13 protein-coding genes are annotated in these 16,971 nt (G+C 66.9%); 9 read left to right on the forward strand and 4 right to left on the reverse strand.

Going from position 1 to position 16,971, the window contains the following annotated elements; genetic code table 11:
• Nucleotides 1-139: 139 nt before the first annotated feature.
• The 4 genes from NR101_RS10265 to NR101_RS10280 all read left to right on the forward strand — a co-directional run bounded on the left by NR101_RS10265 (nt 140) and on the right by NR101_RS10280 (nt 5,123).
• A complete protein-coding gene (locus tag NR101_RS10265) occupies nt 140-2,203 on the forward strand; it encodes a 3-hydroxyacyl-CoA dehydrogenase NAD-binding domain-containing protein (protein WP_256775836.1) in 2,064 nt (687 codons plus the stop codon).
• A gap of 535 nt (nt 2,204-2,738) precedes the next feature.
• Nucleotides 2,739-3,602, forward strand: a complete 864-nt coding sequence (locus NR101_RS10270; protein WP_256775760.1) for a pirin family protein — start codon at nt 2,739-2,741, stop codon at nt 3,600-3,602.
• Between the two features lie 103 nt (nt 3,603-3,705).
• Nucleotides 3,706-4,428: an aquaporin Z gene (gene aqpZ / locus NR101_RS10275; protein ID WP_256775761.1), complete on the forward strand. Its 723-nt coding sequence runs from the start codon at nt 3,706-3,708 to the stop codon at nt 4,426-4,428.
• Nucleotides 4,429-4,661: 233 nt separating this feature from the next.
• The gene (locus tag NR101_RS10280; protein WP_256775762.1) at nt 4,662-5,123 is read left to right on the forward strand and encodes a hypothetical protein; all 462 of its coding nucleotides are present in this window, start codon (nt 4,662-4,664) and stop codon (nt 5,121-5,123) included.
• A gap of 173 nt (nt 5,124-5,296) precedes the next feature.
• Here the strand turns inward: NR101_RS10280 and NR101_RS10285 are convergent, their stop codons facing one another.
• The gene (locus NR101_RS10285) at nt 5,297-6,148 is read right to left on the reverse strand and encodes a pirin family protein (protein WP_256775763.1); all 852 of its coding nucleotides are present in this window, start codon (nt 6,146-6,148) and stop codon (nt 5,297-5,299) included.
• 263 nt (nt 6,149-6,411) lie between these two features.
• Between NR101_RS10285 and NR101_RS10290 the strand changes: the two genes are divergently transcribed.
• Together NR101_RS10290 and NR101_RS10295 are read left to right on the forward strand one after the other, a co-directional pair.
• A complete protein-coding gene (locus tag NR101_RS10290) occupies nt 6,412-8,493 on the forward strand; it encodes a carbon starvation CstA family protein (protein ID WP_256775764.1) in 2,082 nt (693 codons plus the stop codon).
• The gene (locus tag NR101_RS10295) at nt 8,493-8,717 is read left to right on the forward strand and encodes a CstA-like transporter-associated (seleno)protein (RefSeq protein ID WP_256775765.1); all 225 of its coding nucleotides are present in this window, start codon (nt 8,493-8,495) and stop codon (nt 8,715-8,717) included. The genes NR101_RS10290 and NR101_RS10295 overlap by 1 nt, the downstream gene beginning before the upstream one ends.
• Before the next feature lie 307 nt (nt 8,718-9,024).
• Here the strand turns inward: NR101_RS10295 and NR101_RS10300 are convergent, their stop codons facing one another.
• The 3 genes from NR101_RS10300 to NR101_RS10310 all read right to left on the reverse strand — a co-directional run bounded on the left by NR101_RS10300 (nt 9,025) and on the right by NR101_RS10310 (nt 12,379).
• Nucleotides 9,025-10,275 (reverse strand): DUF819 family protein, encoded by a 1,251-nt coding sequence (locus tag NR101_RS10300; protein ID WP_256775766.1) that lies wholly within the window; start codon nt 10,273-10,275, stop codon nt 9,025-9,027.
• 120 nt (nt 10,276-10,395) lie between these two features.
• The gene (locus NR101_RS10305) at nt 10,396-11,691 is read right to left on the reverse strand and encodes a HAMP domain-containing sensor histidine kinase (RefSeq protein WP_256775767.1); all 1,296 of its coding nucleotides are present in this window, start codon (nt 11,689-11,691) and stop codon (nt 10,396-10,398) included.
• Nucleotides 11,678-12,379: a response regulator transcription factor gene (locus tag NR101_RS10310; RefSeq protein ID WP_256775768.1), complete on the reverse strand. Its 702-nt coding sequence runs from the start codon at nt 12,377-12,379 to the stop codon at nt 11,678-11,680. The genes NR101_RS10305 and NR101_RS10310 overlap by 14 nt, the downstream gene beginning before the upstream one ends.
• A gap of 130 nt (nt 12,380-12,509) precedes the next feature.
• Between NR101_RS10310 and NR101_RS10315 the strand changes: the two genes are divergently transcribed.
• From NR101_RS10315 to NR101_RS10325, 3 genes are all read left to right on the forward strand, one after another.
• Nucleotides 12,510-14,225 (forward strand): glycosyltransferase family 39 protein, encoded by a 1,716-nt coding sequence (locus NR101_RS10315; RefSeq protein ID WP_256775769.1) that lies wholly within the window; start codon nt 12,510-12,512, stop codon nt 14,223-14,225.
• A gap of 235 nt (nt 14,226-14,460) precedes the next feature.
• Nucleotides 14,461-15,111: a phosphatase PAP2 family protein gene (locus NR101_RS10320; protein WP_256775831.1), complete on the forward strand. Its 651-nt coding sequence runs from the start codon at nt 14,461-14,463 to the stop codon at nt 15,109-15,111.
• Entirely contained in the window at nt 15,108-16,760 is a 1,653-nt protein-coding gene (locus tag NR101_RS10325; RefSeq protein ID WP_256775770.1) for a phosphoethanolamine--lipid A transferase, read from the forward strand. Before NR101_RS10320 ends, NR101_RS10325 begins: the two co-directional genes overlap by 4 nt.
• Nucleotides 16,761-16,971: the final 211 nt, after the last annotated feature.

A 16,971-nucleotide genomic window follows, 5' to 3' on the forward strand; every position in this document is an offset into this window, starting at 1 on the left:
AACCACCGTTCCGTTAAGGTTCCCGTTCACGGCAATGATCCGGGCCTTCCCTTCCCCCCAGCTATAGGGATTTGACGGGGAGGAAACAACCTCTGGATCATAGCCCCCTTCTCCATACACAACCGGATGGAACGTCCCCATGCTTTCAGGCTTCGATGGGCTTCGCTTCTCACATTGGCACCCGCAGATCCGTGATGATGGTGTCGTGGTGCTCAGCCTCGACCGCCAGGACAGCAGCGTCAACGCGATGTCCCAGGACGTGCTGCTGGAACTGGGCGACCTGATCGAACGCATCGCGATGGACCCGCCCAAGGCGGTGGTCATCCAGTCGATCAAGCCGGCCGGGTTCATCGCCGGTGCCGACCTGAAGGAGTTCCAGGAATTCGACCGCCGCGGCACCGTCACTGACGCCATCCGCCGCGGCCAGAGCACCTACCAGAAGCTGGCCGAACTGCCCTGCCCGACCGTCGCGGCGATCCACGGCCATTGCCTGGGCGGCGGCACCGAGCTGGCACTGGCCTGCCGTTACCGCGTGGCCTCCAATGACGCTTCCACCCGCATCGGTCTGCCGGAGACGCAGCTGGGCATCTTCCCCGGCTGGGGTGGCAGCTCGCGCCTGCCACAACTGGTGGGCGCGCCGGCGGCAATGGACATGATGCTGACCGGCCGCACCCTCTCGGCGTCGGCCGCGCGCGGCATCGGCCTGGTCGACAAGGTCGTCGCCCCGGCGGTACTGCTGGATACGGCGGTTGCACTCGCGCTGACCGGTACCACTCGCCCGTTCAAGCAGCGCGCCACCGCGTGGGCGACCAACACCTGGCTGGCGCGGAAGCTATTGGCCCCGCAGATGGCCAAGCAGGTCGCCCGCAAGGCGCGCAAGGAGCATTACCCGGCCCCGTATGCGTTGATCAACACCTGGGCACGCACCGGTGGCAGCCCGATCCAGACCCGCCTGGACGCCGAACGTCGCGCGGTGGTGAAGCTGGCCAGCACGCCGACCGCACGCAACCTGATCCGCATCTTCTTCCTCACCGAGCGCCTCAAGGCATTGGGTGGGAAGGACCACGGCATCAGCCACGTGCACGTGGTCGGCGCCGGCGTGATGGGCGGCGACATCGCTGCGTGGTCGGCCTTCAAGGGCTTCAACGTGACCCTGCAGGATCGCGAGCAGCGCTTCATCGATCCGGCGATGGAACGCGCGCAGGCGCTGTTCGCCAAGAAGGTGAAGGACGACAGCAAGCGTCCGGCCGTGGCCGCCCGCCTCAAGGCCGACCTCGCCGGTGAGGGGGTCGCGCTGGCCGACCTGGTGATCGAGGCCATCATCGAAGACCCGCAGGCCAAGCGGTCGCTGTACCAGACGCTGGAGCCGAAGATGAAGGCCGATGCGTTGCTGACCACCAACACCTCCTCGATCCCGTTGCTCGAACTGCGCGACCACATCGAGCGCCCGGCGCAGTTCGCCGGCTTGCACTACTTCAACCCGGTCGCGCAGATGCCGCTGGTGGAAATCATCCATCACGACGGCATGGCGCCGGACACCGAACGTCGCCTGGCCGCGTTCTGCAAGGCACTGGGCAAGTTTCCAGTGCCGGTGGCCGGCACCCCGGGCTTCCTGGTCAACCGCGTGCTGTTCCCGTACATGCTGGAAGCGGCCACCGCGTACGCCGAGGGCATTCCCGGTCCCGTCATCGACAAGGCCGCGGTGAAGTTCGGCATGCCGATGGGCCCGATCGAACTGCTCGACACCGTCGGCCTGGACGTCGCTGCCGGCGTGGGCAAGGAACTGGCGCCGTTCCTGGGCCTGCAGATTCCGGCCGCATTGCAGACCGTCGAGCAGGGCAAGCGCGGCAAGAAGGATGGCCAGGGCATCTACAAATGGGAGAACGGCCGCGCGCAGAAACCCGACGTGCCGTCCAACTACGAGGCCCCGGCCGACCTCGAAGACCGCCTGATCCTGCCGCTGCTCAACGAAGCGGTGGCCTGCCTGCACGACGGCGTCGTCGCCGACGCCGACCTGCTCGATGCCGGCGTGATCTTCGGCACCGGTTTCGCCCCGTTCCGTGGCGGCCCGATCCAGTACATCCGCGCCACCGGCGCCGATGCGCTGGTGGAACGTTTGAAGGTGCTGCAGCAGCGCCACGGCGATCGCTTCGCCCCGCGCCCGGGCTGGGACGATGCCGTGTTGCGTGAGCCGGTGATCTGAGTTTCCTGCCGGCAACGATGCAATGACGACGCCACCGAAAGGTGGCGTTGTTTTTGGTTCTTCTCCCGATGGCGGAGGCGTCTTGTTCCAACGGCAGCAGGGGGCGCACGGCGATGTGGGCGTTATCGGGTAGTCAGGCGTAGTGAGAGTCTGTTGGCGTCTCCGCTCGGGTCTGTCGCGAGCGTGTGGGCCCCGTCGCGGCCGGTAGGCCCCTGGTGCAAATGTCCCCCGGCCGCGGGGCGGCCTCCTCCTTTATTTTGCCCAGGGGCCTACCGGCCGCGACGGGGCTCGGCTTGCGGTACGCAGCCGGAAGCGAGGCTTTTCTGGCCTTGGTCAGTGGGTCGGGCGCTGGGCCCACCCACCGACCACCGCGCCTGGAAAGCGTCAAAGCACGCTTCTGCCTGCCACGCGGAAGACAGAAGAACCCTGTTTTTTTGGGGCGCTGAGCGCAACACCCTGTTACCCGTTTGGGGCATGCGGCGGGATCCCCTGCATGCCATCCTGCACCCCTGCCCACGCCAGCGAGAAAGCCCGCATGACCACCATCATCGCCCCCCGCGTCCACGATATCGGCGGCCTGCAGGTGCGCCGCGCCGTGCCGACCCTGCAGGCGCGAAGCGTCGGCCCGTTCGTGTTCGTCGACCAGATGGGCCCGGCCATCCTCGGGCCCGGTACCGGCATCGACGTCCGCCCGCACCCGCACATCGGTCTGGCCACCGTCACCTTCCTCTGGTCCGGCGCGATCGGCCATCGCGACACCCTCGGCTCGGACCAGGTCATCCGCCCCGGCGACGTCAACTGGATGACCGCCGGCCGCGGCATCGCGCATTCCGAACGCACCCCGCCGCCGGAACGCGAGCACGATCACCCCATCCACGGTATGCAGACCTGGCTGGCCCTGCCCAAAAGCGCCGAAGAAACCGAACCGGCCTTCTACCACCACGCCGCCGCCACCCTGCCCCAGCAGCGCCGTGACGGCGCCTGGCTGCGCATCATCGCCGGCCGCGCCTATGGCGAAGAATCCCCGGTGAAGGTCTTCGCCGACACCCTCAACGTGGCCATCGACCTGGACCCCGGTGCGGAAATCGACCTGGATACCGGGCATGTGGAACGCTCGCTCTACATCCTCGAAGGCGAGGCGCAGCTGGACGGCGTGGACGTGCCTGCCCAGCACCTGATCATTCCCGAACACAACGCGCGCGGCCGGCTGCGCGCCAAGACGCCGGTCAAGGCGATGCTGATGGGCGGCGAACCGCTCGATGCCCCCCGTCACCTGTGGTGGAATTTCGTCTCCAGCTCGCAGGAACGCATCGAGCAGGCCAAGCACGACTGGGAGGCCGGCCGGTTCGGCAGCATTCCCGGCGATGACAAGGAATTCATCCCGCTGCCGGCGTATTGACCGCCCACCGTTCGTCGGCACCTTGACGCCACGTTCACTCCGATGAACCGCGATTCAGCTACGGTCTGCCTGCCCGCCCCGGGCGTCTGGTGGAGAACGATCCATGAGCATGGGCAAACGTCTGGCCGCGGAGTTCCTCGGCACGTTCTGGTTGGTGTTGGGCGGCTGCGGCAGCGCCGTGCTGGCGGCCACGTTCGGCGGTGATGGCAATCCACTGGGCATCGGCTTTCTCGGTGTCGCCCTGGCCTTCGGCCTGACCGTCCTCACCGGTGCCTACGCGTTCGGCCACGTGTCCGGCGCGCACTTCAATCCTGCGGTCAGCGTCGGTCTCTGGGCCGGCGGCCGCTTCCCCGGCCGCGACCTGCTGCCCTACATCGTGGCCCAGGTGCTGGGCGGCCTGTTGGCCGGCTTCATCCTGCTGCAGATCGCCTCCGGCGCGTCCGGCTTCGCCATCGATGGCAGCCAGGCCGGAGCGTTCGCCAGCAACGGCTATGGCGCGCTGTCGCCCGGTGGCTACAGCATCGCCGCCGCGTTCCTGTGCGAAGTGGTGCTCACCGCGTTCTTCCTGGTGGTCATCATGGGCGCCACCCACGGTCGTGCGCCGGCTGGCTTCGCCCCGATCGCGATCGGCCTGGCCCTGACCCTGATTCACCTGATCAGCATCCCGGTGACCAACACCTCGGTGAATCCGGCACGCTCCACGGCCGTGGCGGTGTTTGCCGGCAGTGGCGCGCTCGGCCAGCTGTGGCTGTTCTGGTTGGCCCCGCTGCTGGGCGGGCTGATCGGTGGCATCGCCTATAAATGGATCGGTGCCGAACCGCGATGAAGGGCAACGCCCGGGGTCTGCCAATGCGGATCCCGGCTCAGTCCGGATCACCTGAAACAGTTATTTGTAGATCAAGTCACATTCCGTTAAGGTCGAGATCACCACGCCGTCACTTGGCGATGGGCGCTTCCGGGACGCGCATGGGGAAATGCGCAACGTCGGCCAGGGTTGTCTGCGGCCACCGGAACGTCCTGCCAGGCCAACGCGCGGCCATTCCGACCTTGGGGGAACCAATGAACATCCTGCGCGCTGCCCTGTGCCTGAGCCTGTCGTTGTCCGCTGCGGCCGCGTCGGCCCAGTCGCCGACCGAATGTCCGTCCCTTCCTGCCAGCAGCGGCCTGCAATGGCAGCAGCAGACGCAGGCCGATCTGCTGCTGTGCAAGGCCAGCACCGGCGACGGCCGCGAAGTGCTCAGCCTGATCCTCAGCGCGCGCAATCCGGAGCTGCCGCTGAGCCGCCCGCTGCGCCAGGAAAAGGGCCTGTTCGCTGGAGAATCGCTGTATTGGTACCAGCCTGACCTGGGCGGCCAGCAGCCGCCGGGCTACGAGAACCGCCGCATCACCGTGGTGAAGTTCGACAAGAACCGCTATGCGCAGATCGCGCTGTATGCCGGCGACGCGCAGGAGCTGGGCTCACTGCAGACGCTGACCCAGGGGATGAATCTGAATCCGACCGCGGTTGCCGCAGGTCGCTGAGGAGGATGGGGATGATGCCGCCATCCCCGCACTTCACCCACGGCCTCAGCTTCACCGCGCGCGCCGGGGCGTGCCCGGCGCGGGGTGTCATCCTGCCCTGCTGCTGCCCGCGATGGCGGCACCGGAACGGAAAGCAGCCGAGCATGGCTCGGCTCTACCCCGTGACGCTGGCCTCAGAAGCGGCCTTCCTGGAAATCGACGAAAGCCTGCATCAGTTCCTGCCGGGTGTTCATCACGAACGGACCGTGGCGCATCACCGGTTCGCGCAGCGGACGCCCGGCCACCAGGATCAACCGCGTACCCTCGGCGCCGGCCTGCAGTTGCAGCAGCTCGCCACCGCCCAGCACCGCCAGCTCCTGGCGCGCGATGGGGCGCGCATCCTCGCCCTGCCCTACCGACAACCCGCCTTCGAAGACGTAGGCAAACGCGTTGTGCCCTTCGGGCAGGATGTACTCCCAGCGCGCGTCTGCGGCCAGGGTGATGTCCAGGTAGACCGGATCGGTCGCCGGCTGCACGATCGGCCCGGCCACGTCACCGACCTGGCCGGCGATCACTTTCACCTGCACGCCGTCGGCAGGCGTGGCGACCGGAATGCGCTCCGGCGCGAATTCCTGGTACTTCGGGTCGGTCATCTTGTCGCGGGCAGGCAGGTTCACCCACAGCTGGAAGCCGCGCATCTGCCCCGATTCCTGCTCGGGCATCTCCGAATGCACCAGCCCACGCCCGGCGGTCATCCACTGCACGCTGCCCGGGGTAAGCAGGCCTTCGTTGCCGTGGTTGTCCTTGTGCCGCATGCGCCCGTCGAGCATGTAGGTGACCGTCTCGAAGCCCCGGTGCGGATGACTGGGGAAACCGGCGAGGTAATCCTCGGCACGGTCGGTGCCGAATTCATCCAGCAGCAGGAACGGGTCCAGGTCGGGCAGCGACGGGCCGCCGATCACGCGGGTCAGGCGTACGCCGGCACCGTCGGAGGTGGCCATGCCACGGATGGTGCGCTGCACGCGCACGGGGGTTGGGCTGCTCATCTGAACTCCAGCAAGAAGGTCTCCAGCCAACAAGATGGGCGCACACGGCCCGGGGGCCAACCGCCACGACCGCAACCGATTGTTCCAGCGATAGCGTTCGCGCACCGTGCAGGCAGCACGCTGGACCGGCCGCCTGGCCGTGCCGTTACGTGGTCCACGTTGCGACCTACGACCAAAGTACTAGCGGCAAGCGGCCGCCTTTGCATTGACCCCGCCGGTGCCAGGGCAGACTCTTACGACGATCTCCAGGGAGACGCAATCTCATGAAAGGTTTTTCCAAGCTCGGCTGGGCGGCGCTCGCGCTGCTCGGCGCGTTCTGTCTGGGCGTGGTTGCATTGCGCCGTGGCGAACACATCAATGCGTTGTGGATCGTCGTCGCCGCAGTGTCGATCTATCTGATCGCCTACCGCTTCTACAGCCTGTTCATCGCCGACAAGGTGATGCAGCTCGACCCGACCCGGGCCACCCCGGCGGTGCTCAACAACGATGGCCTGGACTATGTCCCGACCAACAAACACGTGCTGTTCGGCCACCACTTCGCCGCCATCGCCGGTGCCGGTCCGCTGGTCGGCCCGGTGCTCGCCGCGCAGATGGGCTACCTGCCCGGCCTGCTGTGGCTGGTGGTCGGCGTGGTGCTGGCCGGGGCGGTGCAGGACTTCATGGTCCTGTTCATCTCCAGCCGCCGCAACGGGCGCTCGCTGGGTGACCTGGTCCGCGAGGAAATGGGCCAGGTGCCCGGCACCATCGCGCTGTTCGGCGCGTTCCTGATCATGATCATCATCCTGGCGGTACTGGCGATGGTGGTGGTCAAGGCCCTGGCCGAGAGTCCGTGGGGTATGTTCACGGTGATTGCGACAATGCCCATCGCGATCATGATGGGCGTGTACATGCGCTACATCCGCCCCGGCAAGATCGGCGAGATTTCGGTGGTCGGGTTGATCCTGCTGCTGGCCGCGATCTGGTTCGGCGGCAAGGTCGCCGCCGATCCGGTCTGGGGCCCGGCCTTCACCTTCACCGGCATCCAGATCACCTGGATGCTGATCGGCTACGGCTTCGTCGCCTCGGTGCTGCCGGTGTGGCTGCTGCTGGCACCCCGCGACTACCTGTCCACCTTCCTCAAGATCGGCACCATCGTGGCGCTGGCGATCGGCATCCTGATCGTGATGCCGGAACTGAAGATGCCGGCATTGACCCAGTTCGCGGCCAGCGGCGACGGCCCGGTGTGGAAGGGCGGCATGTTCCCGTTCCTGTTCATCACCATCGCCTGCGGCGCGGTGTCCGGCTTCCACGCACTCATCGCCTCGGGCACCACGCCCAAGCTGCTGGCCAATGAGCGCCACATGCGCTACATCGGCTACGGCGGCATGCTGATGGAATCCTTCGTCGCGGTGATGGCACTGGTGGCGGCCTCGATCATCGATCCGGGCATCTACTTCGCCATGAACAGCCCGGCATCGGTGATCGGTCCGGACGCGGTATCGGCCGCGCACTACATCTCCACCACCTGGGGCTTTGCGATCACCCCCGAGCAGCTGGAAGCCACCGCGTTGGCCATCGGCGAGCCGACCATCCTGCACCGTGCCGGTGGCGCACCGACGCTGGCAGTGGGTATCGCGCAGATCCTGCACCAGGCCATTCCCAGCGGCAGCAACGCGATGATGGCGTTCTGGTACCACTTCGCGATCCTGTTCGAAGCGCTGTTCATCCTGACCGCGGTCGATGCCGGGACCCGTGCCGGCCGCTTCATGCTGCAGGACCTGCTGGGCAACTTCGTGCCGGCGCTGAAGAAGACCGAGTCGTGGACGGCGAACATCATCGCCACCGCAGGCTGCGTGGCGCTGTGGGGCTACCTGCTGTACACCGGCGTCAAGGATCCCTTCGGCGGCATCCAGACCTTGTGGCCGCTGTTTGGCATCTCCAACCAGATGCTGGCCGGCATCGCGCTGATGCTGGGCACGGTGGTGCTGTTCAAGATGAAGCGCGAGCGCTTTGCCTGGGTGACCGGCGTGCCGGCGGTGTGGCTGCTGATCTGCACCACGTACGCCGGGCTGATCAAGATCTTCGACAAGAACCCGGCCCAGGGCTTCCTGGCCCAGGCGCACAAGTTCCAGGATGCGATCGCCACCGGGACCATCACCGCGCCGGCCAAGAGCCTGGACCAGATGCATCAGATCGTGGTCAACGCCTACGTCAACACGAGCCTGACCGTGCTGTTCCTGTTCGTGGTGTTCTCGATCCTGTTCTATGCGATCAAGACCATCGTGCAGGCGCGCCGCAATCCGCAGCGCAGCGACAAGGAAACCCCGTACGTGGCGCTACAGCCACACCAGATGGCAGACCTGTGATGAGTACCGAACTGGTTCCCGTTGGCCAGTACCAGGCGCACCGCCGACTGTGGCGGCGCCTGGTGCAGACCGCACGCCTGTGCTGCGGCATTCCCGACTACGACAACTACGTGCGCCACGTGCTGGAAAACCACCCCGACCGCGTACCGATGGACTACAAGACCTTCTTCCGCGAGCGCCAGGAGGCGCGTTACGGGGGCAGGAACGGTGGCCGCTGCTGTTGAAGCGGATGCCTCGTTGAAGACACCGACGGCGGCGCGAAAGCGCCGCCGTTTTTCATGGGGCCATCCGGTAAGCCTTACCGGGCTCGACGTCACCTTCGCGTTGTTGGCCGCGCCCATCCGATCGACGTAGCCCTGACCGCGCTGCAGCCGGTAGACGCTGCCCAGGTAATCGGTATCGTTGACGAACCAGGTGGCCGGCATCGCCTTGAGGAGGGCAGCGGCGGCGCACCGGCCAGCGGCCGGCACTGCCAACCGCGCGCGTCGCCGCCCCGGAATTCGTCCGGGACGGGCGACTCCCCGGGGCCGATCAGGCCCCGGCCATCCATTTCAGGATCAGGCCGGTGACATACGCCAGGCCAGTGCCGGTGGCGTAGCCGACGGTGCCGAGCAGCACCCCGACCGGCGCCAGCGAGGGATGGAACGCGGCGGCCACCACCGGTGCCGAGGCGGCCGCACCGATGTTGCCCTGCGAGCCGATGGCAAAGAAGAACAGCGGCGCGCGCAGCAGCTTGGCCGCGATCCACAGCACCAGGATGTGGGTGAGCATCCAGATCGCGCCGAGCGCGAACAGCCACGGACGATCCAGCAGCGACAGCAGATCCATCTGCATGCCGATGCAGGCGATCAGGAAATACAGGAACAGTGTTCCCAGCCGCGAGGCACCGGCCGACTCCAACCGCCGCGCGCGGGTGAAGCTCAGGCCCAGGCCGAGCGCGGTGGACAGCAACACCACCCACACGAACGCACTGTCCAGGCTGAACTGGCTGGCCCAGCTCACATTGGCCTTGAACCAGCCGCTCAGCGGCGCGGCGATGGCGTGCGCCAGGCCGACGCCGCCCAACGCGACACCGACGATCACCATCAGGTCGGTCAGGCTGGGAATGCGCGCGTTCTGCGCTTCGTAGGCCGAAATCCGCGCCTTCATCTCATCGATGGCGCGGGTGTCGGCGCCGTTGCGCGCGTCGATCTGCGGGGCGCGGTTGGCCAGGAACAGCAGCACCGCCATCCACAGGCTGGCACAGGCCACATCGACCACCGCGAATTGGCCGAAGGTGGTCGCGTCGGTGCCGAACACTTCGCGCATCGCCACCATGTTGGCGCCGCCGCCGATCCAGCTGCCGGCCAGGGCGGCCATGCCTGCCCAGGTGTCGCCGGCGACGGTTTCCGGATGGATCCAGGACATCAGCTGGAACGAGACGATCGCACCGAGCATGATGCCGAGCGTACCGGCGCAGAACATCACCAGCAGCTTGGGGCCGAGTTTCATCACCCCTTTGAGGTCGATCGACAACGTCAGCAGCACCAGCGCGGCCGGCAGCAGGACGTCGCGTGCGATCGGGTTGTACAGGGAGGTGTTGTGGCCGTCGATGATGCCGGCGGTGTTGTAGATGGCCGGGATGAAATAGCACAGCAGGAGTGCCGGTACCCAGGCGAAGATCTTTTTCAGCAGCGGGGTCGGCCCGCTCGCGGCCCAGAAGATCAGCGCGAGCGTGGCGGCGATCAGGCCGAGGCCGACAATGTCATTGGTGATCAGTGCAGTGCTGGTTTCGGTCGGCATGACGCCATCCTCTGTCGATCGAAGAAAAAAAAACGCCGCATAAAGCGGCGCCTTTCCAGAGGTTAACATCATCTTCACTCGATGCCACGCCGCGGCACCGCGTGTGGCAGTCCGATTACGTCATCGCACGCCTGGAAGCGACGCACCCAGGTCAAGGATCACCTTCGTGCCACGCGGCGCGCACGGTTCGATCTGCAACGCCCACCCCAGGTGGTCGCAGAGCTTGGCGATCAGCTCCAGACCGATCCCGCTCTGTTCGTTGCGATCGCCGCGTGCCATCCGCGCGTGCACGGCGGCGATTTCTTCCGGACTCATGCCATGACCGGGATCCTGCAGGGTGACCACCGCCGCGCGCGACAGCTGGATATGGATGGTGCCGCGGCCGCTGTTTTCGATCGCATTGCGCAGCAGGTTACCGATGGCCGCCTGCACCACGCCCAGCGGCGCGATGATCTCCGCCGGCGCCAGACCCTCCACTTCGATGCGCAGGTCCTTGTCGCCCATCAGGTGGCGATGGTCCTCGATGATGTCCGGCACCAGCTGATCCAGTGCGATGCGCTCGCCGCGCGCGGCCAGGCGCGCCGGATCACGCGCCAGCACCAGCAGCAGCTGGATCAGCTGCTCCACACCCTGCGCGGTGCGGTGCACGCGCTGCATCTGCACGCGCGCGCGGTCCGGCAGCGCCGGCTGCCCCAACGCCAGCTCGGCTGCGCCGGTGATCACCGCGATGGGCGTGCGCAGTTCGTGGCTGGTGGTGGTGATGAAGGCGCGCTCGCGCTCGACGAACTGTTCGTTGCGGGCCAGGTAATCATTGACCGCGGCGGCGATCACATACAGCTCCGAGCTGCCGCGCGGGTCAACGGTCACCCGCTGCCCCGGCACGCCGGGCTTGAGCTGATCGATGCGCGTGGCCAGCGAACGCAACGGCCGCACCAGCCGACTGACGCCGAAGGAGGCCATCAGCACGGTCACGATGATCATCACCACCCCGGCCAGCATCACCCAGCGCGTGGCGAATTCCTCCAGTTCGTGGAAGTCGTTGATGTCCAGCACAAGCGCCAGCCGGCCGAGTTTGTCGGTATCGCGGATCATGACCGCGCTGGCCCGATCGTTGACCATCACCCCGTCGTGCAGCCCGGGATGCAGCGTACGCAAGCTTTCGGGGACGCCCACACGGCCATCGAGGGTGAACAGCCGCAGCGTGTCCGAGTCCTGCCACCGGTAGTGCGGTTCGTGCTCGATATGGTTGACGATGCTGTCCAGCTCGGAGTTGAGCAGCGCGCGCCACGCCGAATGCTCGGCATGTTCATGCACGTAGTTGCCCACACTGAACACGGCGATGGAGATCATGGCCAGGTACGCCAGCAACCACCACACCAGCCGGCGGTGCAGCGGTGCGGGCTTACGCGGTCTCATTGCTGGATTCCGTGCCGATCAGGCCCAGCCGATAGCCGACGCGTGGCAAGGTATGGATCAACTTCTGCGCGGAGGCGCCATCCACGCTGCGGCGCAGTTCGTAGACGTGCGAACGCAGCAGGTCGCCATCGGGCGGCTCATCGCCCCACAGGGCGAACTCCAGCTGCTGGCGGGTCACCGCCGCGGGACTGGCACGCATCAGCACTTCCAGCAGCTTGCGGCAGGCCGGGTACAAGTGCAGCACCTTGCCGTCGCGATAGGCCTCCAGCGTGGCCAGATCCAGCTTGAGGTCGGCCACTTCCAACACCTTGCGCGGATTGCGCCCATGCGCGCGCACCATCAGCGCTTCCAGGCGCACTTCCAGTTCGGGCAGTGCGAAGGGCTTGGTCAGGTAGTCGTCGGCACCGGCCCGGAAGCCGGCGATCTTGTCGGGCAGCTCATCGCGCGCGGTGAGCATGATTACCGGCACTTCCGAGCCGTGCTCGGCACGCAGCCGGCGCAGGACTTCCGGGCCCTCCATGCGCGGCAGCATCCAGTCCAGGATGACGACGTCGTAGGCATGGCTGACCGCCAGGTGCAGGCCGGTGACGCCGTCGGGCGCGACATCCAGCACGTGGCCCAGCGATTCGAAATAGTCGAACAGGTTGGCGACCAGCTGGCGGTTGTCTTCAATGACCAGGAGCCGCATGGCAGACTCTCGTGAACGGATCGGGGCATGGTAGCCCGATCCATGTCGGAATCCGGTCGCAATGGGCCGGTTTCGACGCTTTTCCCACGCTGTCGGGGAGACAGTGGCGGTTTAGCCGAAGAGTGCCGACATGCCCGACGCAACGTTGCTGCGCCATCGCTGGCCGATCCTGGTCTGCGTGGGCATCGTGCTGGCCCTGCTGGCCGGTATCGGCATGCGCCAACCCTCCCCGCCCGACGAGCCGCGCTTCGTGCTGGCCGCGCGTGCGATGGTGGACAGCGGCAACTGGCTGCTGCCGCATCGGGGCAGCGAGCTGTACGCCGAGAAGCCGCCGGTGTTCATGTGGATGCAGGCCGCCAGCCACACCGTGTTTGGCGGCTGGAACCTGGCCTTCCTGGTGCCCTCGCTGCTGGCCGGCCTGCTGACCCTGTGGCTGACCTGGGATCTGGCGCGACGGCTGTGGAACCGGCGGGTCGCGTGGTGGGCGGTGCTCGCATTGTTCAGCTGCCTGCAGTTCGGCCTGATGGCCAAGCGTGCGCAGATCGACATGGTGCTGGTGGCGATGACGACGCTGGCGATGTGGGGCCTGCTGCGCCACCTGCTGGAGGGTCGCAACCTGGGCGCGCTGTGGCTGGCCGGTTTCGCCGCCGGGCTGGGCACGGTGACCAAGGGCGTGGGCTTCCTGCCGCTGCTGGTGCTGCTGCCGTGGGCGCTGTGGCGCTGGCGCAGCCGCGATCAGCCGCGCCCGCCTGGCGCGGCAAGCGCGCGCAGCCTGTGGTGGCTGCTGCCGGCCTTCCTGCTCGGCACGGCCGTATGGCTGGCGCCGTTGGGTATCGCGTTGTTGAACGATCCCGAGCCGAGCCTCCAGGCCTACGCACGCGAGCTGTTGTTCAAGCAGACCGGCACCCGCTATGCCAACGCCTGGCACCACGTGCAGCCGGCCTGGTACTACCTGCAGGTGATCGCCACGTTGTGGCTGCCGGGCAGCCTGCTGCTGCCCGCGCTGCTGCCCGCCTGGTGGCGGCGCCTCAAGCGCCTGGACGGCCGTTACTGGCTGCTGCTGGGCTGGTCGTTGCTGGTACTGGTGTTCTTCAGCGCCAGTCCCGGCAAGCGCGAGGTCTACATCTTCCCGATGCTGCCGCTGCTGTGCGTGGCTGCCGCGCCGTTGCTGCCGGGGCTCTTGCGTAGGACGGGTACCCGCTGGCTGCTGCTGGCCTACGTCGCCCTGCTCGCCGTGGCCGCGCTGTACATCGGCACGCAACTGCTCAGTGGCAGTGCGTGGGCACACGCGCAGCTGGCACGGCGCGAGATGCCCGCCAGCCTGCTGCCGCTGCTCGGCAGCTGGATGCTGGGTTTCGGGGGGGTGCTGATCGGCGTGATGGCCTGGCTGCGCCAGCGCCGCGCGGGTGCGCTGGTGGTGATCACGTCATTCCTGCTGTGGAATCTGTACGGCTGGGGGCTGATGCCCGCGCTGGATCCCTACAGTTCGGCATCGGCACTGATGCAGCGGGTCGGCCAGCGGATCGGTCCGGATGGGGAGCTGGGCCTGCTGGCCTGGCGCGAACAGAACCTGCTGCAGGCCGATCGCAAGGTTGCCGAGTTCGGCTTCAAGCGGCCATGGGACGAGCAGTGGCAGGATGCCGGTCCCTGGCTCGCACTGGCACCACGGACGCGCTGGCTGCTGGTGCTGGACGAGGCGATGAGCCCCTGCGTGGACCGCGCGCAGGTGATCGACATCGGCAGCAGCAATCGCAACCGCTGGAAACTGGTGCCCGGCACCGCGTGGCGTGTCGATTGCCATTCGCATCTGCAGGGTGATGCGGTGTCGACAGACGAGCCGGACTGAATGGCAGGCCTGCACAGGGCCCCCATTTAACCTGTGTCCAACATCGCTCCGACTGCTCTCCGACACGCCGCTGACGACCATGGCCGCGAATCAATTCGCCTTTGAATCGCCCATGCCCTCAGCGTCCGCCGTTCCTGTCGCCCTTTCCCACGTGGCCCCCTCCCCGGTCGCGCAGTTCCTGCGCGGCCATCTGTGGTTGCCGCTGCTGGCAACCCTGGCGGCCAGCGCGCTGTTGATGGGCTTCGGCGGCGACCAATGGCTGGCCGACCAGTTCTATCGACTCGAAGGTCATCATTGGGCCCTGCAGAACGCCTGGGTCACCAGCCATCTGGTGCACAAGGTCGGCAAGTGGACGAGCACGGCAGCAGCGCTGGCAGCGATCGTGCTGTGCACGCATGCCTGGCGCAGCGAACGCGCCGCCGCGTGGCGCTGGCCACTGCTGTATCTGGTGCTGGCGGTGGCGCTGGGCACCGGGGTGGTGTCGCTGCTCAAGTCGGTGACCAACATGGATTGCCCCTGGGACCTGGCCCGCTACGGCGGTGCGCGGGAGTACATCGGCCTGTTCGCTTCACGGCCGCACGACATGCCCCGTGGCATCTGTTTTCCTGCCGGCCATTCGAGCGCGGGATACGCATGGATCAGTCTGTACTTCTTCGCCCTGATGGTGCGACCGGCCTGGCGCTGGCGCGGGCTGGCGGTCGGGTTGGTGGCGGGCGGGGTATTCGGGCTGTCCCAGCAGCTACGCGGCGCGCACTTCCTGTCCCATGATCTGTGGACGCTGGCCACCTGCTGGCTGGTGTCGCTGCTGTTGTATCTGGCGGTGCAGCCGCTGCTGAAACGATCGCGCAGTACCCAACCGGCACTGCCACAGGGAGAGCGGGCATGAGTGCATCGGTACCCCGCACGACACGGTTCGTGGAGCTGGCACGCTGGCGCAGCTGGCGGCCGCAGCTGTCCACCGAAGCGCTGATCGCGCTCACCAGCCTGTTCTTCGCGGTGGCCTGCAATGGCCTGTTCTGGCACAGCGCCATGGCCACCCATCCGGGCAGCATCCGCTTTGCGATCTCGCTGCTGCTGTTCCTGGTGGGCGCCCACTGCCTGCTGATGGGTCTGCTGGTGTGGCGCTGGAATGCCAAGATGGTGGTGGGTCTGCTGCTGCTCGGCACCGCCATGGCGGCGCACTACATGGGCAGCTACCACATCTATCTGGATGCGGACATGCTGCGCAACGTGCTGGCCACCGACCACAAGGAAAGCCGCGAGCTGATGACCCCGGCGCTGATCGCGCCGCTCCTGTTGCTGGCCCTGCTGCCGATGCTGGTGCTGTGGCGCGTGCAGCTGGTCAAGCGCAGCTGGGGCAAGGCGCTGTTGTGGCGTGCCGGTTTCCTGCTGTTGTCGGCGGTGGTCGCATTCGGCGGGGCCATGCTTTCTTTCCAGGAAATGTCCGCGCTGATGCGCAACCAGCGCGAGGTGCGTTACCTGGCCACGCCAGGCAACTTCCTGCTGGGCCTGCCCAAGGCGCTGCGCGGCGACAACCCGATCCAGCGCGCGCCGAAGCTGCCGATCGGCACCGATGCCAAGGCCACCCCACGCGCGGCCGGCAGCCGTCCGCGTCTGCTGGTGATCGTGATGGGCGAAACCGCCCGGGCGCAGAACTGGGGGCTCAACGGCTACGCCAAGCAGACCACGCCGGAACTGGCACAGGCCAGCGTGATCAACTTCCCGGACATGCACTCCTGCGGCACCAGCACCGAGGTGTCGCTGCCGTGCCTGTTCTCGCCGTATGGCCGCCACGACTACGACGAAAAGAAGATCCGCGCGCACCAGTCGCTGCTGCATGTGCTGGAGTACGCCGGCATCAAGACGTTGTGGCGCGACAACCAGTCCGGGTGCAAGGGCGTCTGCGAAGGCCTGGCGATGCAACCGCTGGATGATGCGAAGAACCCACAGCTGTGCGCCAACGGCCGCTGCATGGACGAAATCCTGATCGACGACCTGGCCAGCCAGGTGCGCGCCACCCCCGGCGACCGGGTGGTGGTGCTGCATCAGCTGGGCAACCACGGCCCGAGCTATTTCGAGCGCTATCCGGCGCGCTTCCGCCGCTTCACGCCGACCTGCGACACCGCCGACCTGGGCAAGTGCAGCCGCGAGCAGATCACCAACAGCTACGACAATGCACTGCTGTATACCGATCACCTGCTCAGCCGCACCATCGGCACGCTGCAGGGCATGGACGACTACGACACGGCGATGATCTACCTGTCCGACCACGGCGAGTCGTTGGGCGAAAAGGGCTTGTACCTGCACGGTGTGCCCTACGCGATCGCACCGCAGGAACAGACCCGGGTGCCGATGACGATGTGGTTCTCGCCCGCGTTTGCCGCCAACCGCGGGCTCAACCTTGCCTGCGTGCGCCAGCGTGCGGGCAAATACACCGACCACGACAACCTGTTTCCGTCGGTGCTGGGATTGATGCAGGTCAAGACGTCGGTGTACGAACGTGGCCGCGATCTGTTTGCCGGGTGCGAGGTTTGACCCGTTCAACGCGTAGTCGAGTGTCCGGCGCCTGAAGGTGAGAGCTGTCAGCTTTTCGCTCTTCCGTTTGGGGCGAGGCAGGCCATACCGTGGCGGGACGCGCCGTAAACCCATCCATGGGGGCTCGACGTGCGCCATCCATGGCGCCCGACGGTCCCGCCACGGTATCGCCTGCCTCGCCCCCCAGGGTGTGCGTCGGCGGAAGGTCGAG

Source organism: Stenotrophomonas sp. Ste86, from assembly GCF_024519465.1.
Lineage (GTDB): Bacteria > Pseudomonadota > Gammaproteobacteria > Xanthomonadales > Xanthomonadaceae > Stenotrophomonas.

Coding starts and splice junctions, on each gene's coding strand:
- NR101_RS10265 (WP_256775836.1), top strand. CDS start 140: ATGCTTTCAGGCTTCGATGGGCTTCGCTTCTCACATTGGCACCCGCAG.
- NR101_RS10270 (WP_256775760.1), top strand. CDS start 2,739: ATGACCACCATCATCGCCCCCCGCGTCCACGATATCGGCGGCCTGCAG.
- aqpZ (WP_256775761.1), top strand. CDS start 3,706: ATGAGCATGGGCAAACGTCTGGCCGCGGAGTTCCTCGGCACGTTCTGG.
- NR101_RS10280 (WP_256775762.1), top strand. CDS start 4,662: ATGAACATCCTGCGCGCTGCCCTGTGCCTGAGCCTGTCGTTGTCCGCT.
- NR101_RS10285 (WP_256775763.1), bottom strand. CDS start 6,148: ATGAGCAGCCCAACCCCCGTGCGCGTGCAGCGCACCATCCGTGGCATG.
- NR101_RS10290 (WP_256775764.1), top strand. CDS start 6,412: ATGAAAGGTTTTTCCAAGCTCGGCTGGGCGGCGCTCGCGCTGCTCGGC.
- NR101_RS10295 (WP_256775765.1), top strand. CDS start 8,493: ATGAGTACCGAACTGGTTCCCGTTGGCCAGTACCAGGCGCACCGCCGA.
- NR101_RS10300 (WP_256775766.1), bottom strand. CDS start 10,275: ATGCCGACCGAAACCAGCACTGCACTGATCACCAATGACATTGTCGGC.
- NR101_RS10305 (WP_256775767.1), bottom strand. CDS start 11,691: ATGAGACCGCGTAAGCCCGCACCGCTGCACCGCCGGCTGGTGTGGTGG.
- NR101_RS10310 (WP_256775768.1), bottom strand. CDS start 12,379: ATGCGGCTCCTGGTCATTGAAGACAACCGCCAGCTGGTCGCCAACCTG.
- NR101_RS10315 (WP_256775769.1), top strand. CDS start 12,510: ATGCCCGACGCAACGTTGCTGCGCCATCGCTGGCCGATCCTGGTCTGC.
- NR101_RS10320 (WP_256775831.1), top strand. CDS start 14,461: ATGGGCTTCGGCGGCGACCAATGGCTGGCCGACCAGTTCTATCGACTC.
- NR101_RS10325 (WP_256775770.1), top strand. CDS start 15,108: ATGAGTGCATCGGTACCCCGCACGACACGGTTCGTGGAGCTGGCACGC.